Source organism: Alcanivorax sp. UBA3183, from assembly GCF_002364155.1.
Lineage (GTDB): Bacteria > Pseudomonadota > Gammaproteobacteria > Pseudomonadales > Alcanivoracaceae > Alcanivorax > Alcanivorax jadensis.
This window is the reverse complement of record NZ_DEXN01000013.1, coordinates 1-11,563: the sequence shown is the minus strand read 5'-3', so window position 1 is coordinate 11,563 and position 11,563 is coordinate 1. Positions and strand designations below refer to the sequence as shown.

General features: G+C 57.8%; 8 protein-coding genes. All 8 read left to right on the top strand.

The features are described from left to right. The first annotated feature begins 1 nt into the window (after window position 1). The gene (locus B3Q33_RS05255) at window positions 2-1,189 is read left to right on the top strand and encodes an ABC transporter substrate-binding protein (RefSeq protein WP_272974911.1); all 1,188 of its coding nucleotides are present in this window, start codon (window positions 2-4) and stop codon (window positions 1,187-1,189) included. A 251-nt stretch (window positions 1,190-1,440) separates the two neighbouring features. Then, window positions 1,441-3,528, top strand: a complete 2,088-nt coding sequence (locus B3Q33_RS05250; protein WP_272974912.1) for a 3-hydroxyacyl-CoA dehydrogenase NAD-binding domain-containing protein — start codon at window positions 1,441-1,443, stop codon at window positions 3,526-3,528. Between the two features lie 133 nt (window positions 3,529-3,661). Continuing rightward, window positions 3,662-4,858 carry an acyl-CoA dehydrogenase family protein gene (locus B3Q33_RS05245; RefSeq protein WP_272974913.1) on the top strand — a complete coding sequence of 399 codons (1,197 nt, stop codon included), beginning with the start codon at window positions 3,662-3,664 and terminating at the stop codon, window positions 4,856-4,858. 10 nt (window positions 4,859-4,868) lie between these two features. Next, window positions 4,869-6,011 (top strand): acyl-CoA dehydrogenase family protein, encoded by a 1,143-nt coding sequence (locus B3Q33_RS05240; protein WP_272962468.1) that lies wholly within the window; start codon window positions 4,869-4,871, stop codon window positions 6,009-6,011. A gap of 265 nt (window positions 6,012-6,276) precedes the next feature. Then, entirely contained in the window at window positions 6,277-7,305 is a 1,029-nt protein-coding gene (locus B3Q33_RS05235) for an NADP-dependent oxidoreductase (protein ID WP_273009035.1), read from the top strand. Further along, window positions 7,305-8,750: a DHA2 family efflux MFS transporter permease subunit gene (locus B3Q33_RS05230; RefSeq protein ID WP_273009036.1), complete on the top strand. Its 1,446-nt coding sequence runs from the start codon at window positions 7,305-7,307 to the stop codon at window positions 8,748-8,750. The genes B3Q33_RS05235 and B3Q33_RS05230 overlap by 1 nt, the downstream gene beginning before the upstream one ends. After that, entirely contained in the window at window positions 8,747-9,667 is a 921-nt protein-coding gene (locus tag B3Q33_RS05225) for a ketopantoate reductase family protein (RefSeq protein ID WP_273009038.1), read from the top strand. Before B3Q33_RS05230 ends, B3Q33_RS05225 begins: the two co-directional genes overlap by 4 nt. Window positions 9,668-9,978: 311 nt before the next feature. Then, on the top strand, window positions 9,979-11,563 hold a 1,585-nt coding region (locus B3Q33_RS05220), incomplete at its 3' end, for an Ig-like domain-containing protein (protein ID WP_286827117.1).

Genomic DNA, 11,563 nt, shown 5'->3' with positions numbered 1-11,563 from the left:
CATGAGCAACGGAAAAAACACACTGGTTAAGCGCTTCTGCCGTCTGGCCTGCGCCAGTGCCATCGCATTGGCTGCCAGCGGCGTACAGGCGGCAGAAACCGTTACCATCGGCTTCACCGGCCCGCTGAGTGGCGGTGCCGCGTTGTACGGCCAGAACACCCTGGAAGGCCTGCAAATGGCCGCCAGAGAAATCAATGACAAGGGTGGTTTCAAGGTGGGTGATGAAACCTACGAGATCAACCTGGTATCCCTGGATGACAAGTATGCCCCCAGTCAGGCGGCGGTGAACGGCAAGCGCCTGGTGCAGCAGTACAACGCACCGGTGATCTTTACGCCGCATTCCGGTGGCACCTTTGCGTTACAGGCGTTCAATCAGCGGGATGATTTCCTGGTGATGTCCTATACCTCGGTGCCGACCGTGACCGAGAAGGGCAATGAGCTGACCGTGCGCATTCCTCCCACCTTTACCGGTTACATGAAGCCGTTCACCAAGATCGCCATGGCGGAAAACGGCAAGAAAGTGGCCATCGCCAATGCCACCCATGACTACGCCAAGTACTGGACCAAGGCGTTCGTTCCCACCTGGGAAGCCATGGGCGGTACCGTGGTAGCGGATAACCCCATGGACTACAACAAGTCGGCGGACTTCTATACCGGCGTGAGCAAGGTGCTGGCAGAAAAGCCGGACGTGTTGTTTATCGGCGGGGCGTCGGAGCCCACCGCGCTGGTGGCCAAGCAGGCCCGTCAGTTGGGTTTCAAGGGTGGTTTCGTGATCATGGACCAGGCCAAGATGGGTGAAATGTCCAAGATCATCGGCGGCTACAAAATGCTCGAAGGGTCCGTGGGTGTGGTGCCGCTGACCATGTATGAAGAGCAGGGCGCCAAGGATTTCGTTGCCAAGTACCACAAGCAGAATGATGGCAAGGATCCGACCACCGAAGTGGCCTACAACTACTTCGCCATGCACACCGTGATTCAGGCCATGAAAGAAGCCGGTACCGTGGCGGACTCCAAGGCCATCCGTGCGGCCATGGGCGATGCCCTGAAGAACCTGGCGGAAGAGCATAACCCCTACGGTGTGACGGAGATCGATGCCAAGGGCGGGATGATGGCTGACCCCAACATTGCCACCGTCAAGAAAGGCGGCACCGTTGAGCTGCAGCGTATTTCCGAGGTGCTGGGCGAATAACCCGGCGAGGAAAAAAAGCAGGGCGCCCGGCGCCCTGTTTTTTCGGCTTTTTTCAAATAATGAAATATAATTCCAAAATAATTGAAACCGGTTCGGCTTTGCTTATACTAGAGCCTGTTGGCAGTCATGTGCGTAGCCGTTGAGGCATCGCAGATCAGTGTCAACCTATCCACATCTTCCTGACCCGGCGCGAGACCGGGCGGACACTGCCGTGCTTTACCGGAGCATGGCAGTTCAATGAGGAGAGAACTATGAGTCACCCGGTCAGCCTGAGTCGCGATAGCGATATTGGCGTAATCCGAATCAACTATCCCCCCGTCAATGCGCTGGGCCATGGAGTCCGTGAAGGGTTGCAGAACTGTCTGCGCGAGGCCCTGGCAGACGATGACATCAAGGCGGTGGTGGTCATTGGCGAAGGCAAGACCTTCCCGGCCGGCGCCGATATCCGTGAATTCGGCAAACCACCGCAACAGCCAGTACTACCGGCGGTGATCGACGAATACGAAGCCAGCGACAAGCCGGTGATCGCTGCCATCCACGGCACCGCCCTGGGTGGCGGGCTGGAAGTGGCTCTGGGCTGTGATTATCGCGTGGCCCTGGATAGCGCCCGCCTGGGCCTGCCGGAAGTGAAGCTGGGCCTGCTGCCCGGCGCCGGTGGCACCCAGCGCCTGCCTCGTCTGGTGGGGGCGCAGAAAGCCCTGGAAATGATCGTCGGCGGCAACCCGATCAAGGCGGCCGAGGCCCGCGAGCTGGGCCTGGTGGACGAGGTGGTCAGCGGTGACCTGCTGGAGGGCGCACTGGCCTTTGCCCGCCAGCTGGTGGCCGACGGCGCGCCGCTGCGCAAGATCTCCGAACTGGACGTGCCCGGTGATACCAGTGCCGAGCTGTTCGACCACTTCGAGCAATCCATTGCCAGAAAACAGCGCGGCTTCAAGGCGCCGTTTTCCTGTATCAAGGCGGTCAAGGCTGCGGTGGAATTGCCCTACGACAAGGGCGTGGAACGCGAACGGGAGCTGTTCTTCAAGCTGATGGTCTCCAGCGAATCCGCGGCCCAGCGCCATGTCTTCTTTGCCGAGCGGGAAGTGGCCAAAGTACCCGGTCTCGACAAGGACACGCCCAAGCGCGAAATCAAGCAGGCGGCCGTGATCGGTGCCGGCACCATGGGCGGTGGCATCGCCATGAACTTCGCCAATGCCGGTATTGCGGTGAAGATTCTCGAGGTGAAGGAGGAGGCCCTGGAAAAGGGTATCGCCCTGATCCGCAAGAACTACGAAAACACTGCCAAGAAGGGTCGTATTACTCAACAGCAGGTAGAGCAGCGCATGGCGCTGATCCAGCCCACTCTCAGCTACGATGACCTGGGTGATGTGGATCTGGTGATCGAAGCGGTGTTCGAGAACATGGACGTGAAGAAAGCCGTGTTCAGTGAGCTGGACCGGGTCTGCAAACCCGGCGCCATTCTCGCCACCAACACCTCCACCCTGGACGTGAACCGCATTGCCAGCTTCACCAACCGTCCCGCAGACGTCATGGGCATGCACTTCTTCAGCCCCGCCAACGTGATGAAGCTGCTGGAAAACGTGCGTGGCGAGAAGACCTCCGACGAGGTGATCGCCACCGTCATGGATCTCAGTCGTCGTATCGGCAAGGTCGGTGTGCTGGTGGGCGTGTGCCATGGTTTTGTCGGCAATCGCATGCTGCACAAGCGACAGGCAGAAGCCATTCAACTGGTCAACGAAGGTGCCAGCCCGGAGCAGGTGGACAAGGTGCTGTTCGATCTGGGGTTCCCCATGGGCCCCTTTGCCATGTCTGATCTGGCCGGTATGGATGTGGGTTACCGCATCCGCGAGGAACTGCGCAAGGAAGACCCGGACAATGCGCCGCCGCGCAACTGGACCGACGAACTGGTGGAAGCCGGCCGATTGGGCCAGAAAACCCAGGCTGGCGTATTTGACTACAAAGAAGGCGATCGTACCCCTGTGCCTTCACCGGATGTAGACGGCATTATTGAACAATACCGTAGTGACAACGGGATTGCCCCGCGCGAGATCAGCGATCAGGAAATCCTGGAGCGCTGTATGTACGTGATGGTTAACGAGGGCGCGAGGATACTGGAAGAGGGTATCGCCGCCCGCCCGCTGGATGTGGACGTGATCTGGATCTACGGCTACGGCTTTCCGGTATATCGGGGCGGTGTGCTGTTCTGGGCCGACCAGGTGGGTGTGAAAACCATCCACGACAAGATCAATGAGATCTACCAGCAAACCGGCTCCGATGTCTGGAAGCCTGCCAAACTACTCAGCGAGCTGGCAGAGCAGGGCAAGGGCTTCTACCGCTGAAAGACTCAACGAATGTTGTAACCGGCCGTTGGAGCCTTGCTTGCAAGGCGAACGTGCTCTGAAATCTTCGCCTTGCGAGCAAGGCTCCAACAGCGGTTGCGAAGCAAAGAACAACCTTTAAAGAGGTTTAAAAATGGATATCAACTACACCCCGGAAGAACTGGCGTTTCGCGATGAAGTACGCGCCTTTCTGGATCAGAAGCTGCCCAAGAAAATTGCCAGCAAGGTGAAGAAAAACCAGCACCTGGGCAAGGAAGACACCATCCGCTGGCAGAAAATTCTCAACGAAAAGGGCTGGATGGCCCTGCACTGGCCGAAAGAGCATGGTGGCACCGGCTGGTCTCCGATCCAGAAGCATATCTTCGAGGAAGAGTGCGCCGAGTATGGCGCCCCCACCGTGTTGCCCTTTGGTGTGAACATGGTGGCGCCGGTAATCATCAAGTTTGGCACCGAGGAGCAGAAGAAAACCTATCTGCCTTCCATCCTTAACAGTGATGTGTGGTGGTGTCAGGGGTATTCTGAGCCAGGTGCCGGTTCTGATTTGGCCGGGCTGAAAACCAAGGCCGTCCGCGAAGGCGATCACTACGTGGTCAACGGCCAGAAAACCTGGACCACCCTGGGCCAGCATGCCGACTGGATCTTCTGTCTGGTGCGCACCGATCCCAACGCCAAGAAGCAGGAAGGCATTTCCTTCCTGCTGATCGACATGCAAACCCCGGGCATCACCGTACGCCCGCTGATCACCCTGGACGGCGAGCACGAAGTGAACGAAGTGTTCTTCGACGATGTGAAAGTGCCTGTGGAAAACCTGGTTGGTGAGGAGAACAAGGGCTGGACCTGCGCCAAGTATCTGCTGACCTTCGAGCGTACCGGCATTGCCGGTGTGGGCCAGTCCAAGGCGGCGCTCAAGCATCTCAAGGAAGTGGCTGGCAAGGTTCAGCAGAACGGCAAGCCGCTGATCGAAGACCCGCTGTTCCGCAACCGTCTTGCGGATGTGGAAATGGAGCTGATGGCACTGGAAATGACCAACCTGCGTACTGTGGCCGCCGCCCAGGCGGGCGGTGTCCCCGGCGCGGAAAGTTCCTTCCTGAAAATCATGGGTACCGAACTGCGTCAGGAAATTACCGACCTGTTCCGCCGTGCGGCGGGCCCTTACGCCCAGCCATTCCTGCCGGAAACCTTTGAAGCGGATTACGACGGTGAAATGGTAGGCCCCGACTTTGCCAACAGTGTTTCCACCAAGTACTTCAACATGCGCAAGCTGTCGATCTTCGGCGGCTCCAATGAAATTCAGAAGAACATCATCGCCAAGATGATTCTGGGACTGTAAGGAGACGACCATGGACTTCAAACTGAGCGACGAACAACGCATGCTCGAGGAAACCGTGGGCCGTCTGGTTCGCGATGGTTACCCCTTCGACGTACGTGAAAAAGCCCGCACCAGCGAGCTGGGTTATTCAACAGAAATGTGGCAGCAGTTCGCTGAACTGGGTCTGCTGGGTGTACCGTTTTCTGAAGACTTCGGCGGCTTCAATGGCGGCGGTCCGGAACTGATGGTAGTGGCCGAAGGGTTTGGTCGCGGTCTGGTGCTGGAACCTTATCTGGCCACCGTGATTCTTAGCGGTACCCTGATCGATTTCCTGGGCAGCGACAGCCAGAAAGAAACCCTGATCAGCGCCATCGTCGGCGGCGAAGTGCGCCTGGCCCTGGCCGCCTACGAGCCGGAAGGCCGTTATGATCACACCCATGTGGCCACCACTGCGGAAAAGAGTGGCGATGGCTATGTGATCAACGGTAGCAAGGCGGTGGTCCTGCACGGCGATAGCGCCGACAAGCTGGTCGTAATTGCCCGCACTGCTGGCAGCACCAATGATCGTAATGGTCTGTCCGCCTTTGTGGTGGATGCCTCCGCCGACGGTGTCAGCCGTCGCGGTTATGAAACCATTGATGGTCTGCATGCGGCGGAAATCAGCCTTAACAATGCGCCGGCAGAGCTGCTGGGTGAAGAAGGCAACGCCATTGATGCCCTGGAGAAATCCCTGGCACTGGGCATCGTTGCCCTGTGTGCGGAAGCGTCCGGAGCCATGGAAGTCGCCTGTGACTACACCCTGGACTACATCAAGGAACGCCAGCAGTTCGGTGTGCCCATTGGCAAGTTCCAGGCCCTGCAGCATCGCATGGTGGAAATGCGCATGGAGCTGGAAAAAGCCCGTTCCATGACCATTCTGGCTGCCTGTTCCCTGGAGTTGTCAGCACCGGTACGTGCCAAACGTCTGGCTGCGGCCAAGGCCATTATCGGCAAGTCCGGTCGCAAGGTGGCAGAAGAAGCCATCCAGCTTCATGGTGGCATGGGTATGATGGAAGAAACCGCCGTGTCCCATTACGCCAAGCGTATCGTGATGATTGATCACCAGCTTGGTGATCTGGGCTATCACATGCAGCAGCTGGAAAGCTTGCTGGACGTGGACGAAGACGCAGCGTAACGAGAAACACCAAGGCGGCTTCGGCCGCCTTTTTTGATGACAAAAATTATTTTGCTGTAGGAGCGGCGCTCTCTGTGCCCCGCGGGTATGAGCCGCGAATCACCCAGTTTCGAGTTGCGAGAAGCGAGTTTCGAAAGGCAAAACCGCGAAGGCCGGTCTGGATTTTCGCGAATCGTTTCTCGTGACTCGTTACTGGTTTGGCTTTTCGCAAGCATATTCGCGGCTCGAGCGCCGCTCCTACGGTGTCACTATTCGGGAGAGCACCATGACAATTAACCGCCAGATCATTCTGTCCGAGTACCCCAAGGGCATGCCGCAGGCTGAGCATCTGCCCATGTGTGAAGGGGAGATGCCGTCTCCGAAGGACGGACAAGTTCTGATCAAGACTATTTACCTGTCCCTGGACCCCTACATGCGTGGCCGCATGAGCCCGGCCAAGTCCTACGCCGCCAGTGTGGAGCTGGGTGATGTGATGCAGGGCGCTACCGTTGGCCAGGTGGTGGAATCGCGCCTGGATGGCTATGAAGCCGGCGATTACGTGCTCGGCTTTGGTGGCTGGCAGGAATACTCGGTGCAGGGCAAGGACATGCTGCGCAAGCTGGATCCGAAACAGGCGCCTATCAGCACCGCCGTGGGTGTGCTGGGCATGCCCGGTTTTACCGCCTATGCCGGGTTGCTGGAAATCGGCCAGCCGAAAGAAGGCGAGACGGTTGTCGTGTCTGCCGCCAGCGGCGCGGTCGGTCAGGTGGTCGGTCAGATCGCCAAGCTCAAGGGTTGCCGTGTGGTGGGCGTGGCCGGTGCGCCGGATAAATGCCAGCACGTGGTGGATGTCTATGGGTTTGATGCCTGTGTGAACTACAAGGACGACGACTTTGAAGCCCAGCTCAAGGCGGCGTGCCCGGACGGCATCGATATCTATTTCGAAAACGTGGGTGGCAAGGTGTTTGATGCGGTGATGAAACTGGTTAACGATTTCGCCCGCATTCCCCTGTGCGGTCGCATTGCCCATTACAACGACACCGAAGCGCCCCAGGGTCCGGATCAGTTGCCAGCGTTCCTGACCAAGTTGCTGGTCAAGCGGGTGCTGATCAAGGGTTTCATCCAGTTCGATTATGCTCACCTGATGAAGGACTTCGTTCGTGACATGAGCAGCTGGATGCAGGCTGGAAAAATCCAGTATCAGGAAGATATTGTCCAGGGTCTGGAAAACACCGTGGATGCCTTCCAGGGCCTGCTGGAAGGGCGTAACCGGGGTAAATTGCTGGTGCAGGTCAGCGAGGATGCTTCCCGGTAATGGCAGCAGTGGAAGCGCAGGTCCAAGCGCTTTTTGCGCTGCATGGCCCGCGCTATCGCTGGCTGGCCACGATAACAGTGATGCTCGGTACCATGTCTGTGGTGCTGGCATCTACGATTACCAATGTGGCTATCCCCACCATCATGGTGGAATTTCAGCTGGCCCAGGATCAGGTGCACTGGCTTGCCACCGGCTTTCTTGCTGCCATGACCGTGGGCATGCTGCTCAATGCCTGGTGTGCCCAGAGGTTCGGCGCCCGGGGTGCCTATCTGTTGGCCATGGGGCTGTTTATTGCCGTGTCCATCATCGGCGCGTTCAGTGAGCAGTTTCCTCTGCTGGTGGCTGCCCGTATCGGGCAGGGGCTGTTGGCCGGCCTGATACAACCGTTGGCCATGATTACCATCTTCCAGGTCTTCCCGCTTAACCGTCGTGGCCAGGCCATGGGTATCTATGGTCTGGGCGTGGTGCTGGGCCCGGCCATTGCTCCCGCCATTGGTGGGGTGCTGGTGGATACCCTGTCCTGGCGAGCGGTGTTCCTGGTGGTGTTGCCAGCCTGTGTGATTGGCATGGCCATGGCCTGGCGTTACCTGCCCGGCAAGGATCGTCAGTTGGCGGCGATTCGCCTCGACCGCGCCGGTGTCCTGTTATTGGCAATGGGTATCACGGCAGTATTATGGGGCCTGGCCAATGGTCACCGACGTGGCTGGGGTGACCCCTTGCTGCTGGTGACGTTACCGGGTGGCATTGTTTCGCTGGTGCTATTTGCCTTCTGGCAGCGGCGCAATCCGCAGCCTCTCATGGATCTGAGAGTGTTTCGTTACCCGGGCTTCACGGGCAGTTTTCTCATGTCCATGGTGATCGGTGCCGGGGTGTTCGCGTCCACCTATGTAACCCCGCTGTATTTCCAGCAGGTGCTTGGCGAGAGTGCTGCCAGCGCCGGTCTGATGCTGATGCCAGCGGGGTTGGCCATGGCCTTCACCTTTCCGGTTGCCGGGCATCTGACTGACCGTTTTTCCGAAACCCGCATCATGATGGCGGGCCTGGTGTTGTTTGTACTCAACATGGTGCTGATGGCCGGCGCCACCCTGACCACCTCTGCGGTGTGGCTGGTGTGGTGGACGCTGCTTGGCAGAGTGGGGCTGGGCCTGATGATGCCACCATCGTCCACCGGGGCATTGGGGTTGCTGCCACCGGCGCTGATTCCCCAGGGCTCGGGTATTTTCAATTTCGCCCGTCAGATCGGTGGTGCCCTGGGCGTCAACCTGTGCGCCCTTTGCATACAATTTTTCAGCGATCGCTTCGGGCAGACTGATCCTGCTGCGTCCCTGGCGCAGGCTTTTGAATATGGTTTTGACCGGGCTTTCTGGTTGTTGTTGATCGTTTTCCTGCTGGCGCTATGGCCTTTGCATGCCATGCGGCGGGGATTGATAAGGAAACTGTTATGACGGATAAACCCCGCATTCTGGTAGTCGGTGCTGGCGCCATCGGCAGCTTTTACGGTGCCATTCTCAAGCGCGCCGGCTGTGAGGTGAGTGTGGTGCTGCGCTCGGATTATGACGCGGTAAAGGAGGCCGGGTTTCGCTTTACCAGTCCGCTGGGCGAGCTCTCCTGGCAGCCAGACCGGGTGTATCGCCCCGATGACACACCGGACGCGTTTCCCGACTACGTACTGCTGTGCGTCAAGGTGTTGCCGGGCGTGGATCGTGCCGCGCTGGTCCGTCCCTGGATGGGCGAACACACCGGCTTGGTGCTGATCGAAAATGGCCTGGATATCGAACGAGAGTTGGCTGATGCCTATCCACAGCATCCACTGGTGAGCTGCCTGGCATTTATCGCTGTCAGCCGCACCGGTCCCGGTGAGGTCCATCATCAGGCCTATGGCCAACTGGTCATGGGCAATTTTCCCGCTGGCTTTGATGATCACTGCCGTCGGTTGAGCAGCCTGTTCAAGGAAGGGGGCATTGACGTAAACGATAGCGAGGCGGTGGTGGGCGAACGCTGGCGCAAGTGTGTCTGGAATGCACCGTTCAATCCCTTAAGTGTACTGTGCAATGGCGCCGATACCCTGTCGATTCTCGACGCCCCTGGTGGTGAAGATCTGGTCCGTACGATGATGGAAGAGGTGATGGCCGTGGCCGCTGCCGATGGTTATCCATTGCCGGTAGATCTGGTGGAAAAGAATCTGGCAGGCACTCGCAAGATGGGTGCCTACAAAAACTCCATGGCGCTGGATTATCTGAACGACCGACCCATCGAACTGGATGCCATCCTGGGCAATGTGGTGGCGATTGCCAAACGATGCGGTGTAGCTGTCCCACACCTGACGACGGTGCTGACAGCACTGCGTATCCGTTACCAATGAGGCGTCATTCTGACCGCAGCATGATACAAAACGTCATGTTGCGGTTTTTCTTGTCAACGAAGCATTACGAACAAAGTTTTAGTGCAGAAATCCTGATGGCAAAGTCGGTTTTCAAAAGCCGTTGAATTGCTTGATAATTTGCTGCGTGAAGTATACGTGAACATAAAAATCGTCTATTTATCAGGTAGATAAAACTCACTAATATGTCGATTTTTGCTTACAAACGATAACTTGTCCCTGTCCGCTCCCCGCTTAATCCTGTCCCGGTAAACAGAAAAATCTGTCGCCAAAAACAAGAAACGGGTGAAAGGATGCGCACAACAACTATTCAGCGTCTGGCTGTCTTATCCCTGCTTTATCCCTTACTGAATGCCTGCGAAGACGACCCGGATTTGTTTATCCCACCGGAGCCCGGTGACGCACTGATCTATGCCTATCCCTCGGACGGTATGGTGGATCTGCCTCTGGGCAGCAAATTGCTACTGACCTTTTCCAGTGATATCGACGAAGCAGCGGCCAAGGCAGAGTGTCAGCCTGACGGCGAGAACTTTGTGGGTACGCTGTGTCTTGCCGACAGCGAGGGGAGTCTGGTGGATCTCAGCAGTGCTGAAGTCTCCAACCGGAAACGTACCCTGACGTTCTCCATGTCTGGTCTGCGTGCCGGTGAAGAATACCGACTGTGGGTATCGCCGGAGATCGCTTCCGGGGTGGTCAACCTGGATGATCAGGACGGCCCGCTGATTACCTTCCGTACCCGTCAGTACAACCCGCTCCCCGACCAGGCGCCCCAGGTGCTGGCCATCAATCAGGAAATGCCGGGCGTTTACCTGCCCGAGCCTGTCGGTGAGGAACGCTTTCCGTTCATGGATTTCTCGCCGGTGCGGATCACCTTTACCGAGCCCCTGGTGGAAACGACGGTCCGCTACGGTGACAGCGTCAAACTGGAACATCAGGAATCCGGGGAACTGGTGGATGTAAGGATTCTCAATGAGCGTCACTACATCACACTGGATCCCAAGGAAGATCTGATCGGTGGCGACACCTACACACTGACCCTGCAAGGCCTGGAAGATTTTGATGAGGACTTGCTGGAGACGGTGACCTATGAGTTGACGCCCACGCTGTCCAAGGACGACGTGGTCGATCTCAACCCGCCGATCAAGCAACTGATGAAAGCCCAGCCGGCACTGGGGGATCCGGGCTACCCGCAAACCTCGCGGCTGCACGGGTTACCCCTTAACCAGTTCAATCTGGTTACCGAAGCGCTGGGTGTGACCCAGGTAAATGCCATGCCGCTGGTGCTGGAAGGCTGGATGGGCCGACCGGATGTGCATGTGGATGCTGTTCCTGTGGTTGCCCGTGCCGGCCAGCAGCTGCGCATTACCGGTATCGATCCGATCAAACTCGGTGGCGAGGTGCGCACGCCTATGTTCACCGGTGACATCATCGGTACCTTTGTGACCGACGTGACGGGCTACCTGGTGACTAACCCCTATCGTCCGAAGGGCTTTCAGCCCGATGACGACTATGCGCCGATGTTTGTTTACATGAATTTTGACCTTGCCATGCATGCGGAAGAACCACGCGGCAATGCCTCGGTAAATCAGAATCTGATGCATATCCAGGCGGTTGGTGTAGTGGATGTGAGGGATGGTGCGCTGACATTCGAGGTGTTTCGAACCCTGGAACTGGACGTGCTTAGCGGTGCTGCCAAAGTCAGTGCAGACTTTGCACTGGGTGTACGTGCGGATGTGGATTTCGAGTTCGAACAGCTCAATCGCGATCCGCTTCAGGCAACCGGCTCGTTTCCCGAACACAATCAGGCCCAGGTAGAACCGAGTAACAATATTGTTGTGGTATTCAACGAGCCGGTACACGACGAAGGAATGGAACAGG

Coding starts and splice junctions, on each gene's coding strand:
- B3Q33_RS05255 (WP_272974911.1), top strand. CDS start 2: ATGAGCAACGGAAAAAACACACTGGTTAAGCGCTTCTGCCGTCTGGCC.
- B3Q33_RS05250 (WP_272974912.1), top strand. CDS start 1,441: ATGAGTCACCCGGTCAGCCTGAGTCGCGATAGCGATATTGGCGTAATC.
- B3Q33_RS05245 (WP_272974913.1), top strand. CDS start 3,662: ATGGATATCAACTACACCCCGGAAGAACTGGCGTTTCGCGATGAAGTA.
- B3Q33_RS05240 (WP_272962468.1), top strand. CDS start 4,869: ATGGACTTCAAACTGAGCGACGAACAACGCATGCTCGAGGAAACCGTG.
- B3Q33_RS05235 (WP_273009035.1), top strand. CDS start 6,277: ATGACAATTAACCGCCAGATCATTCTGTCCGAGTACCCCAAGGGCATG.
- B3Q33_RS05230 (WP_273009036.1), top strand. CDS start 7,305: ATGGCAGCAGTGGAAGCGCAGGTCCAAGCGCTTTTTGCGCTGCATGGC.
- B3Q33_RS05225 (WP_273009038.1), top strand. CDS start 8,747: ATGACGGATAAACCCCGCATTCTGGTAGTCGGTGCTGGCGCCATCGGC.